The 23360-nt window shown below is 59.0% G+C and carries 21 protein-coding genes; 9 read left to right on the top strand and 12 right to left on the bottom strand.

Annotated elements, in window-relative coordinates:
• Nucleotides 1-52 precede the first annotated feature (52 nt).
• Both AC13C0_RS11975 and AC13C0_RS11980 read left to right on the top strand, forming a co-directional pair.
• Nucleotides 53-730: a FadR/GntR family transcriptional regulator gene (locus AC13C0_RS11975; protein WP_482954436.1), complete on the top strand. Its 678-nt coding sequence runs from the start codon at nucleotides 53-55 to the stop codon at nucleotides 728-730.
• Nucleotides 731-733: 3 nt separating this feature from the next.
• Nucleotides 734-1729: a bile acid:sodium symporter family protein gene (locus AC13C0_RS11980; protein ID WP_341581937.1), complete on the top strand. Its 996-nt coding sequence runs from the start codon at nucleotides 734-736 to the stop codon at nucleotides 1727-1729.
• A 14-nt stretch (nucleotides 1730-1743) separates the two neighbouring features.
• Here the strand turns inward: AC13C0_RS11980 and AC13C0_RS11985 are convergent, their stop codons facing one another.
• A complete protein-coding gene (locus tag AC13C0_RS11985; RefSeq protein WP_482954437.1) occupies nucleotides 1744-2388 on the bottom strand; it encodes a J domain-containing protein in 645 nt (214 codons plus the stop codon).
• Nucleotides 2389-2519: 131 nt separating this feature from the next.
• Here AC13C0_RS11985 and AC13C0_RS11990 point away from each other — a divergent pair, with 131 nt between their 5' ends.
• The 3 genes from AC13C0_RS11990 to AC13C0_RS12000 all read left to right on the top strand — a co-directional run bounded on the left by AC13C0_RS11990 (nucleotide 2520) and on the right by AC13C0_RS12000 (nucleotide 7649).
• The gene (locus AC13C0_RS11990; RefSeq protein ID WP_482954438.1) at nucleotides 2520-4697 is read left to right on the top strand and encodes a TonB-dependent receptor plug domain-containing protein; all 2178 of its coding nucleotides are present in this window, start codon (nucleotides 2520-2522) and stop codon (nucleotides 4695-4697) included.
• A 116-nt stretch (nucleotides 4698-4813) separates the two neighbouring features.
• Nucleotides 4814-5713: an ABC transporter substrate-binding protein gene (locus AC13C0_RS11995; RefSeq protein ID WP_482954439.1), complete on the top strand. Its 900-nt coding sequence runs from the start codon at nucleotides 4814-4816 to the stop codon at nucleotides 5711-5713.
• The gene (locus AC13C0_RS12000) at nucleotides 5706-7649 is read left to right on the top strand and encodes a HAMP domain-containing hybrid sensor histidine kinase/response regulator (protein ID WP_341581933.1); all 1944 of its coding nucleotides are present in this window, start codon (nucleotides 5706-5708) and stop codon (nucleotides 7647-7649) included. The genes AC13C0_RS11995 and AC13C0_RS12000 overlap by 8 nt, the downstream gene beginning before the upstream one ends.
• Nucleotides 7650-7698: 49 nt before the next feature.
• Here AC13C0_RS12000 and gorA read toward each other — a convergent pair whose 3' ends face one another.
• From gorA to gspE, 11 genes are all read right to left on the bottom strand, one after another.
• Nucleotides 7699-9060, bottom strand: a complete 1362-nt coding sequence (gorA, locus tag AC13C0_RS12005) for a glutathione-disulfide reductase (RefSeq protein ID WP_341581932.1) — start codon at nucleotides 9058-9060, stop codon at nucleotides 7699-7701.
• A gap of 25 nt (nucleotides 9061-9085) precedes the next feature.
• A complete protein-coding gene (locus AC13C0_RS12010; protein WP_341581931.1) occupies nucleotides 9086-9757 on the bottom strand; it encodes a GNAT family N-acetyltransferase in 672 nt (223 codons plus the stop codon).
• Between the two features lie 54 nt (nucleotides 9758-9811).
• On the bottom strand, nucleotides 9812-10342 hold the full coding sequence (locus AC13C0_RS12015; protein WP_341581930.1) for a type II secretion system protein GspM: 531 nt from the start codon (nucleotides 10340-10342) through the stop codon (nucleotides 9812-9814).
• A gap of 4 nt (nucleotides 10343-10346) precedes the next feature.
• Nucleotides 10347-11651: a type II secretion system protein GspL gene (gene gspL / locus AC13C0_RS12020; RefSeq protein ID WP_341581929.1), complete on the bottom strand. Its 1305-nt coding sequence runs from the start codon at nucleotides 11649-11651 to the stop codon at nucleotides 10347-10349.
• 2 nt (nucleotides 11652-11653) lie between these two features.
• Nucleotides 11654-12661: a type II secretion system minor pseudopilin GspK gene (gspK, locus tag AC13C0_RS12025; protein WP_341581928.1), complete on the bottom strand. Its 1008-nt coding sequence runs from the start codon at nucleotides 12659-12661 to the stop codon at nucleotides 11654-11656.
• 6 nt (nucleotides 12662-12667) lie between these two features.
• Complete coding sequence (gene gspJ / locus AC13C0_RS12030) at nucleotides 12668-13429, bottom strand: type II secretion system minor pseudopilin GspJ (RefSeq protein ID WP_482954440.1); 762 nt, start codon at nucleotides 13427-13429, stop codon at nucleotides 12668-12670.
• Nucleotides 13430-13431: 2 nt separating this feature from the next.
• Nucleotides 13432-13803 carry a type II secretion system minor pseudopilin GspI gene (gene gspI, locus AC13C0_RS12035; RefSeq protein ID WP_341581926.1) on the bottom strand — a complete coding sequence of 124 codons (372 nt, stop codon included), beginning with the start codon at nucleotides 13801-13803 and terminating at the stop codon, nucleotides 13432-13434.
• On the bottom strand, nucleotides 13800-14330 hold the full coding sequence (gene gspH, locus AC13C0_RS12040) for a type II secretion system minor pseudopilin GspH (RefSeq protein WP_341581925.1): 531 nt from the start codon (nucleotides 14328-14330) through the stop codon (nucleotides 13800-13802). The genes gspI and gspH overlap by 4 nt, the downstream gene beginning before the upstream one ends.
• Nucleotides 14331-14336: 6 nt before the next feature.
• Nucleotides 14337-14789: a type II secretion system major pseudopilin GspG gene (gene gspG / locus AC13C0_RS12045; protein WP_341582758.1), complete on the bottom strand. Its 453-nt coding sequence runs from the start codon at nucleotides 14787-14789 to the stop codon at nucleotides 14337-14339.
• A gap of 68 nt (nucleotides 14790-14857) precedes the next feature.
• Entirely contained in the window at nucleotides 14858-16069 is a 1212-nt protein-coding gene (gene gspF, locus AC13C0_RS12050) for a type II secretion system inner membrane protein GspF (protein ID WP_341581924.1), read from the bottom strand.
• A gap of 3 nt (nucleotides 16070-16072) precedes the next feature.
• Nucleotides 16073-17581, bottom strand: coding sequence for a type II secretion system ATPase GspE (gspE, locus tag AC13C0_RS12055; RefSeq protein ID WP_482954441.1), 1509 nt, complete (start codon nucleotides 17579-17581; stop codon nucleotides 16073-16075).
• A gap of 165 nt (nucleotides 17582-17746) precedes the next feature.
• Here gspE and AC13C0_RS12060 point away from each other — a divergent pair, with 165 nt between their 5' ends.
• From AC13C0_RS12060 to AC13C0_RS12075, 4 genes are all read left to right on the top strand, one after another.
• Nucleotides 17747-18397, top strand: a complete 651-nt coding sequence (locus tag AC13C0_RS12060) for a type II secretion system protein N (RefSeq protein ID WP_482954442.1) — start codon at nucleotides 17747-17749, stop codon at nucleotides 18395-18397.
• A 188-nt stretch (nucleotides 18398-18585) separates the two neighbouring features.
• Complete coding sequence (locus AC13C0_RS12065) at nucleotides 18586-20190, top strand: FAD-binding oxidoreductase (RefSeq protein WP_341581921.1); 1605 nt, start codon at nucleotides 18586-18588, stop codon at nucleotides 20188-20190.
• An 8-nt stretch (nucleotides 20191-20198) separates the two neighbouring features.
• Nucleotides 20199-21797: a glycerol-3-phosphate dehydrogenase/oxidase gene (locus AC13C0_RS12070; protein WP_341581920.1), complete on the top strand. Its 1599-nt coding sequence runs from the start codon at nucleotides 20199-20201 to the stop codon at nucleotides 21795-21797.
• A complete protein-coding gene (locus tag AC13C0_RS12075; protein WP_341581919.1) occupies nucleotides 21787-23346 on the top strand; it encodes an FGGY-family carbohydrate kinase in 1560 nt (519 codons plus the stop codon). Before AC13C0_RS12070 ends, AC13C0_RS12075 begins: the two co-directional genes overlap by 11 nt.
• Nucleotides 23347-23360: the final 14 nt, after the last annotated feature.

The raw sequence follows: 23360 nt of genomic DNA on the forward strand, positions 1-23360 counted from the left end.
CTTCGCTAATTCATAGGATGATTGGGTCATAGGTTTGAGGGATGATAGACACATGCTAGAACGTATCCGCAAAGGCTCGCTTGTGGAAACCGCGATAGAAAGCCTCCGAAATGCCATCGAAAAAGGCGACTGGGATGTTGGCGATCGTCTGCCGGTGGAATCGGAGTTATCAGACGCTCTCGGGGTAGGCCGGAACACTGTCCGCGAAGCGGTTCGGGTGTTGGTGCATGTGGGGATGCTGGAAACCCGGCAGGGAGATGGCACCTACGTGCGCGCCACCCGGGACGCCGGCGAAACACTCCGCAGGATCACCCGTACCCAACTGGCGGATCAGCTGGAAGTGCGCATTATGCTGGAAACCGAAGCCGCCAAGCTGGCTGCGGCAAGGCGCACAGACCAGGATCTGCGGAACATGACCAGCGCCCTCGATGCGCGGGCCAAAGCCGGTGAGGATCTGCAAAGCCGCATCCGCCATGATGAAGCCTTCCACCACGCCCTGGTGGCGGCCTCCCATAACCCGGCACTGGCTGAGCTGTACAATTACTTCTCCCACGCCGTCAGCCAGACCATCGAGCAGACCGAAACCAATACCGACCTGCCAGAGCCGTCCCAGGAAGATCATGAACTTCTGCTGGCCGCGGTCCGCCGGCAGGATGAAACCAGGGCGGAGAACCTTGCCAGGGAATTATTGAAACCCAGCCTTCAGGCGCTCAAGCGGCAGGAGTCCTGAAATATGAGGTTCAGGATTGATACCTTCACCCTGCTCCTGCTCGGCGCCATCGTTCTGGCAACGTTTCTGCCCGCTACGGGCCAGGCCGGAGACATGCTGGCGACCGCCGGCACGGTAGCGGTCGCCCTGCTCTTCTTCTTCCACGGTGCCGCCCTGTCCCGGGAGCAGATTGTTTCCGGGGCCACCCATTGGCGCCTGCACATTCTGATCACATCGCTCACGTTCATTTTCTTCCCGCTGGCGGTGTTGCCCATCAACGGCCTGAGCGACATTGTGCCAACCTGGATGCCGAAAGATCTGGGCCTGGGGTTCCTGTACCTGGGTGTACTGCCATCAGCGGTCTCCTCCTCCATCGCCTACACGGCCATGGCCCGGGGCAACGTACCTGCGGCCATCTGCAGCGCCGCCGCCTCCAATGTCTTCGGCATGATGCTGACACCCTTCCTGCTTCTGCTGCTGGTGAGCACCTCAGGGGGCGGAGACTTTTCAGTGGCCGAAGCGCTGAAAGACATTATCCTGCAACTACTACTCCCCTTCACGGTTGGCCACGCCATGCGGCCCTGGCTGGGCGGTTACCTGGCGCGAAATGAAAGCCTGATGGCACGCTACGACAAGTGTGTAATCTGGTTGATTGTCTACTCGGCCTTTTCCTTCTCGGTGGAAAGCGGCCTGTGGCAGAAACTGCCGTTGCAGGCGATCCTGTTCGCTATCGCGTTGTGCCTGGGTTTGCTCTTGCTGTTTATAGTGTTTGCCAGGTTTCTGGTGCGGCGATTCGGCTTCAGCCTCGAAGACGAGGCAGCTGTCGTGTTCTGCGGTTCCAAGAAGAGCCTGGCATCAGGGTTGCCCATGGCGAAGGTACTGTTCTCCGGCCACCCGGGCTTCGGGATGATCGTTTTGCCGATCATGTGCTACAACCAGATCCAGGTGATCGTCGGGGCAATCCTTGCGCAGAAATACCGGGAGAAGATTGAACAGGCCAATGCAGAAAAAGCGGAATAACCGGGGTGGCGGCTTTAACCGCCCCCCATTCCGCCAAAGAGCGCGGCAAGAATGACCAGGCCCACAATCCAGCCAATGATCGCAGGCCAGAAATTGACCATCTGGGGAGGCTCATCGTCCTGCGCTTCCGCCATCTCCCGTTCTGGGTAATTGCGCTCATCCGGCAAATCCCGAACCTGCTCAACGCTGAACCAGTTAAACCAGTCCCCGAGAAACTGGGCGACAGGAGCGGGAAACGTGCCGTTTTCAGCCATTGGGCGCAACTGCGGCTCAAGTTGCCGGCCAATCTCCCGGCGCAGTGGCTTCTGATCCGCTGGCGGTTCATTAAGAATCGCCTTCCAGATACCGACGTCCCTGCTCCGGGAGGAGTCGTTCAGCAGCGCCTTGATCTGGATAACCACCTCACGGACAACCTGGCCGTCGTTGGCATCAAGTGGACGATCAGTTCCCTCACCCCCGGCCCGGCCCTGCTCCTGCAGCCGAACGGCTACCGGCTCCTCCCCCGGTGGCTCCGGGGCATCACCCACCGCCTCCCGAAACGCCTGCTCAAGGCGCCGGGCCTCGTCATCAGAGGCAAATTTTAGCTGTTGCTCATACGCGTCCTGGATCCGCTGGCGATCGCCGGTGGGCTCAATTCCAAGGATTTCCCAACAATTCATACAGCTGCAACTCCCGGGCCTGACATTCATTACATTTTTGAGAGACAAAATGCCCCACGTCCCCTACGATAGGCACCAATCACACTATAACAATACCAACTTTTTTCTCGGCAGATTATAGAACGTCAACCATGCATCAAGCGACAAAAACGGCAGGAATGAAAAAGGGCCGCCCCTTTGTGACCTGCCTCAGCGCCACTTTGATTGGCGGTGCGTTGTTACCGTCGACAGGGTTCGGCCAATCCCCCACATCCGATCTCATGCCCGGCCTGCTCGCCCTTGATGGTGTGCAAACCGAAATACCCGAGGTTCTGACAACAACACGATTACGACAGTCAAAACTTCGGGTGCCCGGCACGACCACCATCCTCACCGGCGACATGATTCGCGATCTGGGCATCATGAACCTGGTTGAAGCCTTCCGTCTGGTTCCCGGCATGGTCGTTGGTGCATATGGCAGCAACAACCCGGTCGCAACCTATCACGGAACATCCCAGTACGAGCAACGACGTCTGCAGGTTCAGATCGATGGCCGGACGGCCTATCGGGTCAGCCTGGCAGACGTTGACTGGATTACCATGCCGGTGGCCCTGGAAAACATAGAACGGATCGAGGTGAGCCGTGGTCCTAACTCCGCCGCCGATGGTATCAACGCGTTCCTGGGCAGTATCAATATAATCACGCGCTCACCCCAGGACACCGCTGGCGTGGAAGCATATGCAAGCGCAGGCTCCCGCGGCTTCGTCAGGGCCTTTACGTCCGTCGGCGAGGCCGGCCAGGCCGGTAGCTGGCGGCTTTCTTACGAAAAGCGCAAATCAAATGGTTTCGACACCACCAGGGATGGAGTAACCCCCTTTCATGATGGCCACAACGTCAACAACTTCAACTTTGACAGTATTATAAATATCGACAGCCGCCACTCCGTGGACTTCCGTGCCGGCGTGATCGACGGCATCAACGAAGAGGACCGGGACAGATCCGGCAAGTTGGGCGCGATGACAGACCCAGACATTGTCGCGGATGATTACTACCTGCAGGTCCAGTTTAATGGCGCCACCTCCCCCAATCACTTTTATCATGTCCAAGCCAGCCACCAGGTTCAGCAGCGCCGCCAACGCTGGTCTGTCAGAATCCCCGAACTACCGGAACCGGGAGAAGCCCCGCCAACTGCTCCGGATTTTTTGGCGGACCTGTTTCCTCCGGGAGTGCCGCTCCCTTCCCAGACCTCTCCGCTCATCGCAGACTTGAATGAGGATATCAAGGAATCCCGTCATGAATTCGAGATTCAGGACACGATCATCTTCAATCCGGGCCTGAAACTGGTGTCCGGTCTAGGCTACCGAAACGACGGCTACGACTCGGAAACCTTCTTCAATGGCAAAGGCAGTACTTATCAGAGCCGGCTGTTCGCCAACCTGGAATACTCACCGAGCCATTGGCTGACCCTCAACGCGGGCGGAAACTGGGAACGAACCTCTACGACCGACGAGGGCTATTTTTCTCCGAGGATCGCATCCAATTTTATTCTGAACAACAACCATGCCCTGAGGTTTGTCTTCTCCCGGGCTGTGCGTACACCGGATGCTTTTGAACAGTCCCCCGACTGGTCCTACCGGCCGGCCAATGTGCGCGCCCCTTACGAAGCGCTCGAGGGCACCCGCCTGCTGATCGAGGATCTGGTGGATAGCAGCACCTCCACCTATGGAGAAGATCTCGAGGAGGAGTGGATCACCTCCCGGGAAATCAGCTATTTTGGTCAGTTCCGTTTTGAGCATGCGATGCTGTCCACGGAGATCCGGTATTTCAACGATGATTTCCGGGACATGATCAGTGGGGTCATTAACGAAGAAGAGTGGTTCATCGCCAACAACGTTGCCATGAAGCAGGAAGGTGTCGAACTTGAGACCTCACTCACATTCCCGGGCACCATGCTGCGAGCCACTTATGCTTACATGGATCAGGAAGGGTATTATACCGGTGATCCTGCCGCCCTCTCGCCCAAGGACCAGAGATATGTGGTCGGCCTGCTTTCCCGACTGTCTGCCCGTCACTCGGGTAGCGCTGCCTGGATACAGGAGCTGCCATTCGAACTACAATCTTCAGTATCCTATTACTGGACTAACGAAGTCCGGGAGACCCGCTTTGAGCGCGCGGATTTTCGCCTCGCCAGGCGCGTTGACAGGCCGGACTACAGCTATGTGCTGGCTTTGACGATCCAGCATTATCTTGATCTTCAGGCCTGGATGAGCCCGGACAACCGGATTGAGGACCACAACCAGTTTTTCGTTGAGGCTGGAATTCGCTTCTGAACACCTATTATGGAAAGCATCTGACCCTGGACGGTATGAGGCACACATCAAACAGTTTTTCTGAAACGCGGAACGGAGCGCTGGTCCGAAGACTGGTCCTCCGGCTTTGCTTCGGATTGCTGATCTGGGCGTTTGGCCACTCGGCTTTTGCCCAGGATGAAGCCGTCAGGCGAACCGTCTATCTTGCCGGTTCCGGCAATGGCGCCCTGGACCAGCATTTGACCGGCTTACTTCAGTCGCAAATGGGCGAAGGCGTCAACCTGCGCCCGATATCCGATGACCAGATTCCGATGACCGCGGAGGCGCCGGTCATCACCATTGGCCCCTCTGCCTTCTCCCGGGTCCGCCAGCGCAACCGCTCGGCGCCCATTCTTGCGATGCTTGTGGAAAAATCGTTTATTTCGACATTTGCAGATCGCTCGCCGGGCCAGATTTCCGGCATTCTTTACGATGTTCCCCTGATCCGTCAGGCGCTGACAGGAAAGGCAATCCTGCCCCATGCAACCAGGATTGCCCTGCTGGCAACCGCGGATTCGGTGCAACTCTATGAACCGTTGCTTGATGAACTGCCGGCCTTCGGAATGGCCGGCAGGATTTTCCTGGTGGATGACGCCGACGACTTGATCCCAACCCTTGTTCGGGCGCTGGGGTATGGTGATTTCCTACTGGCCGCTCCCGACAGTGCCATCTACAACCCAAGGACCATCAAGCACATCCTGCTGACCGCCTATCGCCGTAACCAGATTGTCATCGGACCAACCCAGGCCTATGTGAAAGCGGGTTCACTGGCATCCAGTTATGCACCATTTCCCGAGATGGCTCGGTTGGCCAGCCAATTTCTGGACACCTACTTTGAGACCGGAGAGTTCCCTCCGCCCTCCTACCCGGATCAGTTCCGGGTAGAAATCAACAAACAGGTCGCGCGCTCCCTGAACATCCCATTGCCCAGCCGGGAGGACATTGCCGCCCGGGTGGATCGACAACTGACCGTCAACGGAGAGGTGTCTGATGAGTAATACGCCCCGACAGCAGCGCCCGTTGTCCCGCAAGCTGTTGCTGCTCGGCGCATTGCCCGCCGTTGTCATGTTCCTCGTGCTTATGGTGTTTTTCACATCAGCCCGGCTGGAGGATGCCCGTCGCGACTTGTCAGACAGCAGCCAGATGCTGGCAGACAGTCTGGCTCCGGCTCTGGAGTACGCGGTTGTATCCGGCAACACCCTGGCTCTGGAGCAGGTTCTCTCTCAATCCCTGCGCCGCAGCAGGACGGACTGGATCCGGGTATCGGATGTTTTGGGCGAGCAGGTCGGCTTCGTTGCCCAAGGACCGGTGAATCCGCAGGAAAACCCGGAACGCTATCAGGTTTTTGAGGCAGAAATTCTCCAGCAGCCTCTGGAGCTCGGGTCAGAACGCGCCGCGGAGTGGTTTGAACCGGACTATGGCTTTGGTTCGGGCGCACTGCGGGTGGGAACTGTGCAGGTCGGTGTCGGCACCGATGTTCTGGCGGACCGTCGCATGGGCATTCTGTGGACATCCACTGCCGTCGGTCTGGCATTGCTTTTGTTCACCATCCTGATCATCAACCATTTCCTGACCACTATCCTCTCTCCGGTCCGGGATCTGACCGACCGGATCGGTAAGCTGACAGCCGGCGATTACCAGGAACGACCGCTGAATACCCGCCAGACCTCCCGGGAAATCGTCGCCATTGAAGAGCAACTGAATCAACTGGCAAAACACCTGGCCGGCCTGCAGACCGCCCGGGATCAGACCCTGACGGCGTCTGAAAGTGCTCGCGAAAAGGCGGAAACGGCGAATCAGGCGAAATCCGAGTTTCTTGCAACGATGAGCCATGAATTACGCACGCCGCTTAATGGTGTACTCGGCATGATTGACCTTGTTCAGGAAGAACCACTCAGCAACCGCCAGCGCGACTACCTCATCACGGCCCGCCAGTCCACCGAGGATCTGCTTACCGTGATCGGCGACATCCTTGATTATTCCCGTATGGACAGCGGAACTCTCAAGCTGGAGACTCAGGAGTTTGACCTCAGACAACTCATCCTGAACTGCACCGCTACCTACCGGCATGTGGCCGAGCAACAAGGCCTGGCCCTGAATCTCACATTCTACGGCGACTGGCCCGATACCCCGCTGGTTACCGGTGATGCCGCGCGCCTTCGGCAGGTGCTCGCCGGGCTAGTGGACAATGCCATCAAGTTTACCAGTGACGGCTTTATCAATATTCAGGCCGGCTGCTTCTGCCTTGAAGACAACTGCGTCATCCTGAACTGCTCAGTCAGCGATTCCGGGTCTGGCATTCCGGTGGAGCGCCTGCACGACATTTTTAATTCGTTTGAACAGCTCGACGGCGGAAACACCCGGCTGCACGGAGGTACCGGGCTGGGCCTGTCTCTGGTGCAATGCCTGGTGGAGCTGATGGGCGGCCACATTCAGGTTGAGACCGACCTCGGCAAAGGTTCGTCGTTCCGGTTTGAATTGCCTTTTGAGCTGGCAGAAACCAATGCCCGACCAAATCCCCCCGGCATCCTGCCGCGAGAGTCGATAGGCGGAACCAGCCATGCCCTGGTGGTGGAAGACAACCCGGTGAACCAGCGGGTTGCCACGGCCATACTCAGCCGGTTGGGCTTTCAGACCGATTCCGCCGACAATGGCAAGGAAGCGCTGGAAAAGGTAACCACCAATCACAACGGATACGATGTGATTCTGATGGACTGCCAGATGCCGGTTATGGATGGTTACGAGGCAACCCGATACATCAGGGACTGGGAGAAGAGTAACGGTCAGTCAGGAACGCCGATCATTGCGCTGACCGCCGATGTACTGCCAGGCACGGAGAAAAGCTGCCTTGACAGCGGAATGAATGACTACCTGGCCAAACCGGTCCGAAAGGAAAATCTGCGCGAAGTACTGAGCCGCTGGATACAGCTTTAAGGTGGGTTGGCGCCCTTCCCTGGGCGCCTTTTGGTGATTCAGGGCTGATTCAGGCCACCGGCTCTCTCATGGTGACGAACTCTTCCGCCGATGTCGGGTGAATACCCAGCGTGGAATCAAACTGCGCCTTGGTGGCACCGGCCTTGATGGCCACGGCGAGGCCCTGGGTTATCTCGCCGGCATCCGGCCCGACCATATGGGCGCCCAACACCCGGTCGGTTTCATCGTCCACCACCAGTTTCATCAGGCTGCGTTCATCCCGTCCGCTGAGGGTGTATTTCATTGGCCGGAATTCGGAGCGATAAATCCGCAGGCGATGTCCTGCTTCGCGGGCCTCCTCCTCGGTCAGGCCAACCGTACCGATGCTGGGCTGACAGAACACAGCGGTGGGTATGGCGGAATAATCCATGTCGCCCTGGCCGTCACCGAACAGTCGTCTGGCCAGCACCATGCCTTGCGCCAGGGCCACAGGCGTGAGCTGCGGAGTGCCAATCACGTCACCCAGTGCCGTGATTGAGGGGACGGCGGTCTGGAAATGATCATCCACAACCACATGCCCGGACGCACTCAGCTGGACGCCCAGATCTGTCAGCCCCAACCCGTCGACCAGAGCCCGCCGGCCTGTTGCAGCCATCACCAGGCCGGTTTCCATGACCTCTCCGTTACTGAGCTGCACCCGGTAATGGGCATTTTCAGCGTCAACCGATTCGATCGTTACGCCAAACTGGAGGTTGACGCCCTTCTTGCGCATTTCCTGTTCCGTGAACCGACGGACATCGCCATCAAATCCTCTCAGGAACAGGTCACCACGATACAACAGCGTGGTCTCAACGCCCAGACCGGCCAGAATGCCGGCAAACTCAACGGCAATGTAACCACCTCCCCAGACGACCGCCTGTTTTGGCAGTTGCGGCAGGTAGAACATCTCGTTGGAGGTAAGAATGCACTCTTTACCCGGTATGTCCGGAATCACCGGCCAGCTGCCGGTGGCCACGGTAATGTGTTTCGACGTATATGACTTGTCGCCGACCACAACCGTATGGGCATCGGACACAGTGGCGGTGCCTTCGATAATTGTAACCCCGGCATTCTCAAGCAGCCGGCCGTAAATGCCGTTCAGGCGCTCAATTTCGGCGTTCTTGTTGGCGACCAGCTTGGGCCAGTCAAAACGGACGTCATCCAGCGGGACCTGCCAGCCATAACCGGCCCCGTCTTCCAGCTCATCGTGAACGTGGGCACCGTATACAAACAGTTTCTTGGGCACGCACCCCACGTTGACACAGGTGCCTCCCAGGTACCGTGATTCCACCACGGCAACGCGGGCGCCTCGTTGCGCCGACATACGGGCAAGTCGAACACCGCCAGAGCCGGCTCCGATAACAATCAGATCAAAATCCTGCTGGTCAGACACAGTTTCTCCCGTTAACAATTAAAAATCAGGTACGGCCTGGCACGGCCGTTTTGCTTTCCGGATGCACTTCCCGGAACAGAACGTGATCCTCGAAATCTCCGAGCCGGATCTTGCCCAGGCTTCGGAAACCTTCCGATTCGTAAAATGGCAGATAACGGTTGTTACCAGTATCCAGTACCAGCCCGCTGCCCTGCGGATTTTCTGCGCAGAGCTTCTCAACCGTTTTCAGCAACAGCCGGCCATAGCCCCGGTTCTGATACTTGGGATTCACCCCCATCAACGGCAGCTGGTGGGCCTGGGGCTGTGGCAACAGGTTGCGGATTTTCTCATGGTAATCGAGATAACGGCGCGTCGATGCGAAACCGGTGGTCAGCACCATACGGATACGCCAGCTGATCTGGTCCGCCAGATTCATCCGGAGCTCCGGATCACCGATGAAAGCCACTGCAACGAGGGTATCGTCGACCATAACCCCGATGGCGTCCTGATCGAGCTCAAAATACAGATCAATCAGTTCGCGTACGGTGGCCCTGACCCGCTGATCGTACCCCGGCCGGCGATGATCAAACAGATACTGGAATGTCGGTTCATTCCGGTAAGCATGGAAAAGTATGGATCTGGCTTCATTGCACGCACTCTCGTCCAGGCGAACAATGGCTGGCTCGGATTTATTCTTGTTGTCGCTGCCGTTACTCATCACTTTCCTCTCCCGCGTCATTCCGGGCACCGGCCCGGAATCTGTTTTTCAGAATCAGATGGTCAGTGTGAAACGAGCGGAAACCCGCCCCGGTTCACTGGCCCTGTCCACGGCGGCCTGATCAACCATCACGCCATGGTTCGTATTCAGATTCTCAAGCCACGCCGCAACCTCTGCAAACGGTGCGTTCTCCAGCCAGACGCGAATAGCGCCCTCGCCGCCGGGCTCAAACCGCTGCAGTGACAACCCCGCTTCGCCAGCGGAACGGGTCACCAGAGCCATCAGGGCTCGACCGTCTTCCGGCTTGTCTGCGGCGGCCGATGCGGTGCCCCCACCGGAATTGCCCAGGCGCTGGATCGTCTGTTCATTCGCCTGCATCCAGGCCAGCAGCTCGGCAGCATTATCCCGGGCGCTCAACGACTGGTCATGGAACTCCGCCGATGGGCGCCAGACAGCAAAGTACAGAATGCCGATAAAGACTGCGATCGCGAGCACGATCAGAGCCTGCTGGTCACGCCTCGGTAACTGGTCGTATTGTGCAATCAGTTTGCCCACCACCGGCTGATCCTCGATTCTGGAAAGCATACCCTTAACCTCCGGATACAGTCAGGCGGCCGCGGGCACCGCTGGATTCGTTCACCACCGAACCAATCCGGGCCTCAAGGCCCTGACTCGCCAGACCATTGCGCAAGGCACTCAGGCGATCGTAGCTATCCGCCCGCACATCCACGATCAGTTCCCCTCGGGAGCGGCTGTAGTTCACCGAATTGAAATTGACCGACTGGGTCCCCGGCAAGCGCGCATACTGCTGGCCGGTGTATTTCATCAGAGTGATAAAGTCCACCTCCGGACCACTGGCGCCGGCAACCCGGAGCTGCCCCTCAATGACACGCCTGACATTACCGGCATGGGTTCGACGATCAGCGGGAAAGGCATCGCGGTAGATCGCCATAGCGTCATTTCTCAGCGCTTCGGCCTGGTTCTGATAATAGAATCCCATGCCCGCCTGCAACGCTACCTGAATGACAAACCAGACCGCGGCAACCGCAATCAGCGGTTTCCAGGGCTTCAGCGGACTCGTTTTGCCGGACGTTGTCGAAAACATGCCCTGGCACAGATTGACCGGCTCACACATATGGTGATGATGGGCGTAGGCCAGCAATTCAAGTGGCATGAGCTCGAGGACTTCTTTCTTGAGCACAAGGCGGCCGGAAGCATTCAGCTTACCAATGCCCGATTGCTGAAGTTCAAATTCCTCCTCGGTGCCATAGAGGGTTACGGGTATTTCCGCAACCACTTCGTCTGCGGAGGGTGCGGCGAGGGTGTGAACAAACATGCCAAGATTGGCCGACTGCATGCTCAGCCACTCACCCCGCTCGCTGACCATCATCGCGGTATCGCCATCCAGACAGACGGACCAGCCGCCAGCGGTACGTGGTAGCACAGAGGCATCCGGATAGATTGCGTCCAGACGCACCAGCTCCCAGCCACTGAGCAGAGTCACCCACTGCGCCATGCGTTCGCGGTCAATCGCGGCTACCCGGTAGCCGTGATCGCTATGGCTACCCAGCGCCAGGTGAACGGAATCAATATCCTGGGCGATCTGCTCCTCAACGGCGTAGGGCAACGCCTGGCGGATGAAGCGGCTTTGTTTGGCCGGAATATCGGCAAGGCAATACAGTGCCTCGTCGCCGGGAATCAGGCCAATCAGCAAAACGTTGTCCAGGGCGTTCTGGCCCAGAGTCTGTTCAATGCTATCGCGGCTGTCTCCGGTTCCACGGGCCTGGGTATCGCCACTGGCGTCGTGCAGCACCCAACTGAACATCTGGGCACCGGGATTCTGGTCAGCGTCCGCAAAAGGCGGTATCGGGCGGACGTAAAGGCGATAAGACATGGTTATCCTTCTGAAATGGTAAAAGGCTCTTTGGTGATTCGGTTTTTCTGTCCGGTATCCCTGTGAACCGTCCGGACCTCCCCTTCCGGGGTCCGGTACACGGTACTGACCATATTAACGACACGGTTATCGTAGGTAATCCTCGAAGCAACTTCAAAAAAACGGGTCCGCAAACCCAGGCCCGCAGACTTGAGCCCGAGGCCGGCAAACTCCGGCAGCGCCAGAAAGTCCTGCAGGTTCTCGAAGGGTTCTTCTTCCCGCTTCTCTAGAATAGACGCAGCCTGGGCGTCCGTCAGTTCTTCATGCAGCGAGCGAATCACCATCGCGGTGGCGGTATTCACGTTAACGCCAGCCCCGGACACCGGAAGTGCCACGACGTGGGGCCTGAGGGCCTGATAGATTTCCTCGGTCATGCCGTCGATCAGCCGCAGCTCGGTCACGCTGGTAAAGGGCTGATTGCCGGCACGGTAGCCCGGATCGGCCATCAGATACTGGCCGTCCTCGGCACCGTAGGCAGTCACCGTCTGGTCATTCGGATCAATCCAGTCGACCAGGGCGTCTACCGACACGGCGGTAATTCCCAACGCCGCAAAAAGCCGGACAAAACGGTCTCGTGTCAACGCGTCAACCTGGCCGTTTCCGCCAACCAGATCGTTCAGGTTCAGGCGCCCGCCCAGATCGTCGATCTGCACTTCGGCCACGCCGTTGTCATCCAATGGCAAAACAGCGGCGTTGGCGGCCCAGAATTCATCCAGGCTGTCGACCATCAGGCTGTCTTCCTTGTCTTCTTCGAAATCCCTGCTCAGAATCTGCCGGGCAAAGACCTCAGCACCCAGGGCAATGCTCTGCCCCTGTTGTTGAGCCAGGTAATGACCCGCCCTGAAAACCCGGATGCTCTGCTGCTGGGTCATCCCTGAGGCAAGCATGACCACCAGAGCCATGGCAAGAAGCACCATGATCAGCGCTACGCCATGCTGGCCCTTGCCCGGAAAACCGGAGATTCGCTGCATGACCTGTCAGCCCCCCTGCCCGGGAACGCCGGCGCTGCCGCCAGCCTGCTCTCGCGTGGTTTGTTCTTCAGACTCATTGCCCGCCTGATTGGCCTGGTTGATGGCACCCTGGGCAACCGCCGGATCAAAGTCCGGCAAAACAAAGGTCCTGACTATTGTTCCGAAGCGCTCATGCTCAAGGGTAATCTCGATCCCGAGGGGCAGCGTTATATCCGGACGGCTTCCAGGGGTTAACCCGGCCACCGCTTCATCAGTGGGCCATTGCGGTTGCCAGCTACGATTCGCATCGAGAAACCGGACCTCCAGGCGGTTAACACGCTCAAGCAGTAACACATCGCGGCTGTCTTCCTCCTGGCCCTGATCCACCATCGGCCAGTAGCGCCGACGCAATTCGCTGCCGGTGTATTCCCACGCAACCCGCTGGAGCCCGCTGCGCCGGATACCCAACGGGTTCCGCCAGCCTTGCCGGGTCAGTAGCAGGGCAAACTCATCTTCTCGGCTGGACAGCGCCGGCTTGAAATCGCCATAGATATCGCGGGCGGGCCTGTTTACCACTTGCAGAATATCTCGCTCCAAAAGAAGCATGGCCTTCTGGAGGCCATCGAACTGTTCCGCCAGTTCGTTGACCCGGTCACGGGAACTGACCACGCTGCTTATCACCTGCCATACTCCCAGCCCGATCACCGCGGTGATGGTGACGGCAATCAACACCTCCAGCAGAGTGAAGCCGCCCTCTGATCGCGAGACAGACTGAGCGTGCGCCCGCATCATCATTCCCCTACAAACGCAGAGAGGGTGTGTATTGGCACCGGCGCGGCGCCATCATCCCGGTATCGGGCGACGGTCACTTCGACGCGGCGCATCCTGGCTTCTGCGGTCGCCAGAACCGCCGTTGTCACCTGCCAGCGGTAAGGCCCGTAATCGGTATCCCGGGAGGTTTCGGAAATACCCGGGAGGGTTTCCTGCAGACGGATCTGGTTGATCCGGTTATCCGCCAGCCAGCTGGCCAGCGTTTTATCCCGGATCCGTTCATAACTGGAGATATACTGGCTTCCAACTTCGGCCGCGGCGGTCGCAATGAGGCCGAAAACAAGCAGCGCGATCAGCACTTCGATCAGCGTAAAGCCGTTCTGAGTCCTCACCTGCTGCTCCCGTCATCGCCCGGTTTACGCCATTCCATCGGCGACACACCATCAGATGCCAGCACCTGCTTGTAATCCGACCCGCTACCGATGGTAAATTCCAGCTCGAAAGGCGTGGTCTCGCCACTGGAAAAAAACACCACGTCCGGCAGCAGACGATCCTCCGCCGAGGCCAGCCTCGGCGCATCGCTTTCAATGAACCGGGTAACGGCCAGCCACTCCGGCAGGCTGCGGGCACGAAACAGACGCTCTCCAGATGCGTTCCAGTCGCCCGTCTGGTCCTGGAACGCGACAAACTGATAGCCGCCCTCTTCCAGCCGAAGCCCCAGCTCCAGATTATTAAGAACGGCCTGCTCCGAAGCCGTCTGCATCAACAGGTACAGTTCGCTGACTTCGTTCTCCAGTTCACGCTGCTGGGAACTTCCGCCCATGGTAAACACGGCGAGTGACGCCAGCAGCCCGACAACCACCAGGACAACCAGTATTTCAATCAGGGTAAAACCGGTAGGCGGGGCTCTGAGTTGCACAATGGTTCAGCCCTTGGTGTTCCAGACACTGATATCCGCAGCGTTGCTGTCACCGCCTGGTTGCCCGTCGGAGCCATAGGAATACAGATCGTAGGGACCTTCGGTACCCGGGCTCACATACTGGTACTGGGCACCCCAGGGATCTTCCGGAACGCTCTTGAGGTACCCGTCGGGGTTCCAGTTTTTCGGTTCCGGGCTGCCACTGGGCTTCGACACCAGTGCTTCCAGGCCCTGTTGGGTGGAGGGGTAATGACTGTTATCCAGGCGGTAAAGATCCAGTGCGTTGGCGATATTGCTTAATTGGGTTTCCGCAACCGTCACTTTTGCCTGTTCGCTGCGCCCCATGATATTCGGGGCAACGATGGCCACCAGCAGGCCAAGGATGACCATAACCACCATGATCTCGATCAGGGTAAAGCCCTGGCTGTGCTTCGGTGTATTCAGGTTCTTGATCGTCATTGTTTCACTCGTCATTGACTTGGATTTCCATTCGGTTCGGGCCTGTCTCCTGACAACCCGGCGCGGCTTTAACCCACGAGATTACTCATGTTCAGTATCGGCAGCATAATCGCCAGAACGATAATCAGCACCACCACACCCATCACCAACAGCATCATGGGTTCAAACAAACCCACAATGGCGGCGATTTTCGATTGCAGGGTGTTTTCCTGCATTCGTGCCGTGCGTTCAAGCATGCTGTCGAGTTCGCCACTGGCCTCCCCGCTGGCAATCATATGCAGCATCATGGGCGGAAAGTACCCGGTCTGGTCCAGTGAGCGATGCAATGAGCCCCCCTCGCTGACCTTTCGGGCGGCGTCCCGGAGTTCCTGGCGCAGGAAGTCGTTCGAGAGCACCTCGCCGGCAATACGCATGGCCTCCACCAGCGGCACGCCACTGGTCGTAAGAATGCTCAATGTACTGGCATAACGGGCTGTATTTACCCCGCGCACCATCCCGGAAAGCAGCGGCAAATGCAGCAAACGCTTGTGAAAGCGCATTCTGAACCCGGGCTTGGTCAGGAAATACCGGAACACCATCAACGCGCCCACCAGCAAGATAAAAAGGTAGACACCGTAATCCGCCAGAAATTCCGACACCGCCAGCATCGCCATGGTGAGCGTTGGCAGTTCCTGCCCCTGTCTCAGGAACACGTCAATGATATCCGGCACCACATAGGTCAACAGGAAAACCACGATCGCGATGGCAACAATGCTGAGAATGATGGGATAAATCGCCGCCAGCTGAATTTTCTGGCGAGCTTCCTGGCGGCTCTCGGTGTAATCGGCCAGCCGGTTCAGCACCAGATCCAGGTGGCCGGCATGCTCGCCCGCAGCAACGGTGGACCGGTAAAGTCTTGGAAAGGCTTTCGGAAACTCGCCGAGACTGTCTGCAAGCGTATAACCCTCCATAACCTTGGCGCGGATCGCAATCAGCATGCTGCGAATGCGGGGCTTGGTTGATTGCTGCGATGCCGCCGACAGGGCCTGCTCAATGGGAATACCCGACTGAATCAGTGTGGCCAACTGGCGGGTGACCAATGCCAGGTCCGCCGCAGCAAGAGAGCCGCGACTACTCAGCGGATTGCTGCGGGTCTGCTTTTCAACTGCCGGTTCCACGGCCAGAGGGGTCAGCCCCTTGTCCCGGAGTTGCTGGCGAACCACCCTCGGTGCATCGGCCTCAACCACACCGCGCTTCTGTTTGCCCCGGGCATCAAGTGCCCTGTATTCGTATGCGGGCATGGTTTACCGGCCCCGGTGAGTGACGCGAAGCACTTCTTCCACCGTGGTGACACCGTCCAGTATCTTCTGCACCCCGTCGGCGTGAATGCTGGGGCCGTGCTGGCGGGCAACCCGTTCAAGGTCCAGTTCCCCGGCGCGCTTGTGGATCAGGGAACCGATTTCCTCGGAGATTTCCACCACTTCATAGATACCGATACGGCCACGATACCCAAGGTGGTTGCAATGGGAGCACCCCTTCGCCCGGTAAATGGTTGGTGGATTGGCCGAATCCTGCTGCAGGAATTCGCAATGCTCCTCAGTGGGCGTGTAGGGCTCCCGGCATTCCTTGCACAGCACTCGCACAAGGCGCTGGGCGACGATCCCCACCAGACTTGAAGATATGAGGAATGGCTCTATGCCCATGTCCATCAGACGCGTAATGGCACCAACAGCCGTGTTCGTGTGCAAAGTGGAAAGCACCAGGTGCCCTGTCAGACTGGCCTGAACTGCAATTTCCGCGGTCTCCAGATCCCGGATCTCACCGATCATCACCACATCGGGATCCTGCCGGAGAATGGCGCGCAAGCCGCGGGCGAACGTCATGTCCACTTTGGTATTGACCTGGGTCTGGCCGATACCGGGCAGGTTGTATTCGATCGGATCCTCAACGGTGAGGATGTTCCGGCTGCGATCGTTGATTTCCTGAAGGGCCGCGTAAAGCGTGGTGGATTTACCGGAACCCGTCGGGCCGGTTGCCAGCAGGATACCATAGGGCCGGTAGATCAGTTTGCGAAGCACTTTCAGATCCGGATCGGCCATCCCCAAAGACTCCAGCCGTATGGCCCCTGCCTGCTTGTCCAGCAGTCGCAGAACCACCCGTTCACCGCTCGAAGAGGGCATCGTCGAGACCCGGATATCCACCTCACGCCCGGCCACCCGCAGGGCAATACGGCCATCCTGGGGCACCCGTTTCTCAGCAATATCCAGCTTTGCCATGACCTTGATCCGGGACACCAGCAGCGGAGCCAGCGCCCGCTTGGGCTCGACCACTTCCCGCAACACACCGTCCACCCGGAAACGAACCACAAGCCGTTTTTCGTAGGTTTCAATGTGCACGTCCGAGGCGCTGGTTTTCACCGCTTCGGTCAGGATCGCGTTGATCAGGCGAATGATCGGCGCATCGTCTTCCTGCTCCAGAAGATCCTCGGTTTCCGGCACGGAGTCAGCCAGTGACGCCAGGTCCATGTCATCGCCAATGCCCTCGACCATCTGCATCGCTTCGGCTGAATCATTCTGGTAGGCAGAGTTAAGGGCCTGATCGAACCGGTCTGGATCGATCGAGGCAAAGCGGGCGCGGCCGCCGCTGATCCGATTGGCTTCCGCCAGCGCGGAATGGGACGCCCCGGGACGAACCAGAATGACCGGCTCGCCCGCATCCGAACGGGTCAGGATCACCCCGTTGCGCTTGGCAAACGTAAAGGGAAGACGGCCCAGCGGAGCATCCTGCGGCTGAAGTTCAGTGTCTGTGGTCAAGGTCGTCCTCGTTCGTGAAACCCTTTTCGATTCAATCAATTCAGAAAGGCTACCACAGGATATGGAGCCGCTGAATAACTCTGTACACTATACTGCCAATAAAACGTTGCAGTCTGATAACCTGTGGGCTTTTCGCGGCCCACAAACTTGCATTCAGGATGATCGATGCTCCTAAACAACGAACGGCTTCCCCTGATCCTCACGCTTCTGGCAGGGGCTGCCATGGTGGCCCTGACAGCGTGGCAGGGCCACCGTTTCTGGCAGATGGAAAGCCTGCAAGGTGATTATGGCACTGCACAGCCGCGGGTTTCCGAGTCCGCTCCGGCCCGGGAGCCGCCCGGTGTTGACCTCTCTTCCCTGGACCTGTTCGGGGCGGCCACCGGGGACAGCACATCGACGGAGATTGATACCGAAAACCTGCCGGAAACCAACCTTCGGCTATTCCTGCGCGGCGTTCTGGCCGCGGACGGCGATTTTCCCGGCAGCGCACTGATCGAAGACGACAAGAGCAAGACCGAAGCCTACTTGGTGGGCGATCAACTGCCCGGCAATGCGAAGCTTCGGTCGGTTCACCCAAACCGCGTAATCATTGAACGCGCCGGTAAGCTTGAGAACCTGTATTTCCCAGAGTCGGAGGATCGCGAAGGGATGTCATTCACCGCAGATCGTGAGGCCGAACCGGTCAACGCCGTCCAGCCTGCGGCTTCGGTCACAACCTCCATAGCGCCAGCCACCGCCGCGAGCGATGATCAGCGCCGGGAGGAAATCCGCCGGCGCCTTGAGCAGCTCAGGGAACGCCTGCGGAACAATAACTGAGGCCCCTATATACCGGCATAACTGCGATACCTGCATACCTGCGCTGTGGCTGCCGGTTTCCGCCGTGGGTGCCTTTGAGTTCCGCTGGCGGTAAATGACAGCGTCCCTGGCGCCAACCGACACCTGCGCCTGGCGCAAAGCCTATAGAATGCGCTCACATTCGTTTTAAATCCGGGAGAAAGAGAAAGATGCGACGCTGGAACGGCTGGGGCGATGAGACCTTCAATCTGGCAATGCCGGAACAGGGCCATGACTTTCTGGCCAGCAAGATCGGGAACGGCCGTCCGCTGGCCGACACAACCCTGGAGTCGGCTTGTGCCAGGGTGCCGGAAACCCGACTGCATCCCGGGCCTGACCTGGAGGCCCTGATCGATACCGCGCCGGAAACGCGGGTTCGGCACGCCCGGGGCCAAAGCCTTGCTGACTGGCTTGCCATGCGCAGCGGCGATTTTGGCGTGTTCCCTGATGGCGTCGCCTATCCGGCATCGAACGAAGATGTCCGGAAACTGCTTGCCTGGGCGGCGGAGCAGCAGATCAACGTGATTCCCTACGGTGGCGGCACCAGCGTAGCCGGGCATATCAATCCGGTCGACAACGGCAAGCCCGTGCTGACCGTGGATATGGGCAGAATGAACCGCCTGCTGGATCTGGACCCGGACAGCCAGATTGCCACCTTTGGAGCAGGCACCCCCGGTCCACTTGTGGAATCCCAGCTTCGGGCCCACGGCTATACCCTTGGCCATTTTCCGCAGTCCTTTGAACTGTCCACCATCGGGGGCTGGGTGGCTTCCCGCTCCAGTGGCCAGCAGTCCCTGCGTTATGGCCGAATTGAGCAACTCTTTGCCGGCGGCCGGGTTGAGACCCTGCAAGGCACCCTTACCCTGCCCACCATCCCGGCCTCGAGCGCCGGCCCGGATATCCGCGAGATGGTATTGGGCTCCGAGGGTCGGATCGGCCTCATTACCGAGGTTAAGGTGCGGGTAACCCGGCTACCTGAACACGAGAGCTTCCACGTTGTCTTCTTTCCGGACTGGGAGCGTGCCCGCACTGCAAGCCGAATGCTGGTCCAGAATCGAACCCAGCTGTCCATGCTGCGCCTCAGTAACGCCGTGGAGACCGAAACGCAACTCGCCCTTGCCGGTCACCCCCGGCTGATCGGCACCCTGGAACGCTTCCTCTCGCTCCGCGGCGCCGGAACCGGCAAATGCATGATGACGTTCGGAGTCACCGGAAGCCGGCGCCAATGCCGGAATACCCTGCAGGAGGCCCGCAGCGTCTGCAAGGCTCACAAAGGGGTCTACACCGGCACCCGGCTTGGTGATAAGTGGGCCGCCAAACGGTTTACCATGCCCTACCTCCGGGAGGCGCTCTGGCAGATGGGCTATGCTGTCGACACGCTGGAAACCGCAACCGACTGGGACAATGTCGATAACCTGCTGGGGCTTATCGAGACCAACCTTCGGGAAGGGTTGGCGGATAAACAGGAAAACACCCACGTGTTTACCCACCTGTCCCATTTTTACAGTCAGGGCTGCAGCATCTACACCACTTACGTCTTCCGGGTAGGCGACAGTTACGAACAAACCCTCGCTCGCTGGCAAAGGCTCAAGACAAGCACCTCCGAACTGATTGTGAACAACCGGGGCACCATCAGCCATCAGCACGGTGTTGGCAAAGACCATGCGCCCTACCTGCCAGTGGAGAAAGGCGAGCTGGGTATGCTGGCGATCCGTTCCCTGTGCCACACCTTTGACCCGGACGCCCTTCTCAATCCGAAGACCCTGGTGGAGTGAGACGAATCATGACGCGGGCTGAGACTCTTAAAGCGCTGACAACCGACAACGCCGGGTTCGATGTGGTTGTGATTGGCGGCGGCATCACCGGGGCCGGCGTTGCCAGAGAAGCGGCGGGCAGCGGTCTGCGCACCCTGCTGGTTGAACAGAAAGACTTTTCCTGGGGCACTTCCAGCCGTTCCTCAAAGATGGTTCACGGAGGACTGAGGTACCTGGGCAGCGGGCACTATGGTCTGACCCGGGACGCCGTCCGTGAGCGCGAACGATTGATGGCGGAAGCACCGGGGCTTATCGGCCCACTGCGATTCATCATGCCTCACTTCAAAGGCCAGTTTCCCGGGCCGCGCCTGTTCCAGCTGCTGCTCCGGGCTTACGACTTCATCGCTCACTCTCCAAGCCGGCACTTTCTGAGCCCGGCCCAATCAGAGCTGTGGGTTCCCGGACTAACCACCGAAAATCTGGCAGGGGCCAGCGGCTTCACCGACGCCGTTACCGACGATTCCAGGCTGGTACAACGGCTGATTGCAGAGGCCCGCAGGGACGGTGCCATCTGCCTGAACTACACACGTGCTCAGGAGGTAAAGCGCAGCCAGGGCAAAGTGTCCGGGCTGGTTATCCAGCCAGAGGAGGAAGACACTCCGATAGAGGTATCCGCCGATCTGGTGATCAATGCAACGGGTGCCTGGGCCGATCGACTCCAGACCGGCGGGAACGCCACCAAGGCCATGACCATCCGCCCCCTTCGCGGCAGCCATCTGGTACTGCCCTGGTCGTGCTTGCCCGTGTCCTGCTCGGTATCGCTGTTTCATCCGCAGGACCGTCGCCCGGTGTTTGCCTTTCCCTGGCAAGGTACAACCGTTCTGGGCACCACCGACCTGGACCATGAGGGCAGCCTGGATCAGGAGCCCGTCATTTCAGAGGCGGAAACCGAGTACCTGCTTCAGATCGCTTCTCGCCTGTTCCCGGCCACTCCCATCTCCCGATCCAACATACTCTCAACCTGGGCCGGAGTGCGGCCCGTGGTCACGGATGGCACCGGCAAAGCACCGTCAAAGGAAAACCGCGAACACTCGGTTCGACAAGACCGGGGGCTCATCAGCATTGCCGGCGGCAAGCTGACGACGTTCCGTGTGATTGCCCGGGAAGCCCTGAAAATGGGTCTCGGGGAAAGCGCAGGCAGCCTTCTGCGGCCGGGCAGCCAGGCGGTTTTCCAGACTGCACCAAAACTGGCGCGGCCGGAGCAGGTCGGGCATCAGACCTGGCAGAGACTGCAAGGATATTACGGACCCGACCTGAATCAGCTGGTTGCATCGGGCCCCATGGAGCCTGTGGTGCCGGACCGCCATTGGGATTTGCTCTGGGCAGAGCTGCTATGGGCCTGCAAGGCAGAAGATGTTCGGCATCTGGACGATCTGCTGCTGCGAAGAACGCGACTTGGCCTGATTCTGGCCGAGGGTGGCAAGGCGCTGTTGCCGGCGATCAAACTCCGCTGCCAGGCAGCGCTGGGCTGGGATGACCAGCGCTGGGCAGAAGAAGAGACCCGCTACCTCGGTATTTACCAGAGCGCCTATTCCCTGCCCCGGAAGGAATCGCCCAATGCCAGCTGAACCCCTGATCCTGGCCATCGATAATGGCACCCAGAGCATCCGCGCCCTGCTCTTTGACACCAAAGGCAACCTGATTGGTAAAGGCAAACAGGAGATCGAACCCTACTTTTCCAGGCAACCCGGCTGGGCCGAGCAGCATCCGGAATACTTCTGGAAGCAGCTCGGCGAGGCCTGCAGATTACTGTGGCGGACAACCACTGCAATGCCTGACCAGGTGGCTGGCGTTACCGTGACCACTCAACGGGGAACCGTGATCAATCTGGATGAGAACGGCCAACCGCTGCGGCCGGCAATCATCTGGCTGGATCAACGCCACGCACGGGTTGATGGCCCCGTCAAAGGTCCCTGGGGCTGGCTGTTCAAACTGGCCCGCCTTGAAGACACCATCAATCGGTTCCGGGAAAAAACCCAGGCCAGTTGGATTGCCCAGAACGAACCCGAACTCTGGGCCAGAACCCGACATTTCCTGCTGCTTTCCGGATATCTCAACTATCGCCTTACCGGCGAGTTCAAAGACTCAACCGGCAGCCAGGTGGGCTACCTGCCCTTCGATTACAAAAAACACCGCTGGGCTGGTCCCAGGGATTTCAAATGGCAGACCATGCCGGTCACCCCGTCCATGCTGCCGGAACTGGTATCACCCGGTGAAACCCTGGGGTATCTGACTCAGGAGGCCGGCCAGCATCTGGGCCTGAACCGGAAGTTACCGGTCATCGCGGCAGCATCGGATAAAGCCTGCGAGATTCTCGGTTCGGGCGGCCTGACACCGGACATCGGCTGCATGAGTTACGGCACCACCGCTACCATCAATACCACCAGCAAGCGTTACGTAGAGCCCGTCCGGCTGATGCCGCCCTATCCTTCTGCGCTTCCGCGCCACTATTCCACTGAGGTCATGATCTACCGGGGCTTCTGGATGGTGAGCTGGTTCAAGCGGGAATTCGGCCTGCGCGAACAGAAAATCGCGGAACAACGGGGAATCGAACCCGAGACGCTGTTTGATGAACTGGTCAAGGCCGTCCCGCCAGGTTCCATGGGCCTGATGTTGCAACCCTACTGGTCACCGGGCGTGCGCCAACCGGGGCCGGAAGCGAAAGGATCCATTATCGGTTTCGGGGATGTGCACACCCGCTCACACATTTACCGGGCCATACTCGAGGGGCTGGCCTATGCGCTGCGCGAAGGCAAGGAGAAGATCGAAAAACGGAGCGGTGTGAAGATCAAAAAGCTCCGGGTGGCCGGCGGCGGCTCCCAGAGCGATGCCGCCATGCAACTGACGGCCGATGTGTTCGGACTCCCCGCTGAACGCCCCCACACCTATGAAACCTCGGGGCTCGGCGCCGCTATCGACGCGGCTGTGGGCCTCGGGCTTCACCCGGACTTTGACACCGCCGTCGCCGAAATGACCCGGGTCGGGGACGTGTTTTCCCCCAATGAGAAAACCCGGGCTCTCTACCAGAAGCTTTATTCCGAGGTGTACCTGCGCATGTACCCGCAACTTCAGCCGCTATACCGGAAAATCAGGGAGATAACCGGCTACCCGGGCTGATACGGTCTGCAATC

Source organism: Marinobacter sp. B-21 (assembly GCF_056857895.1).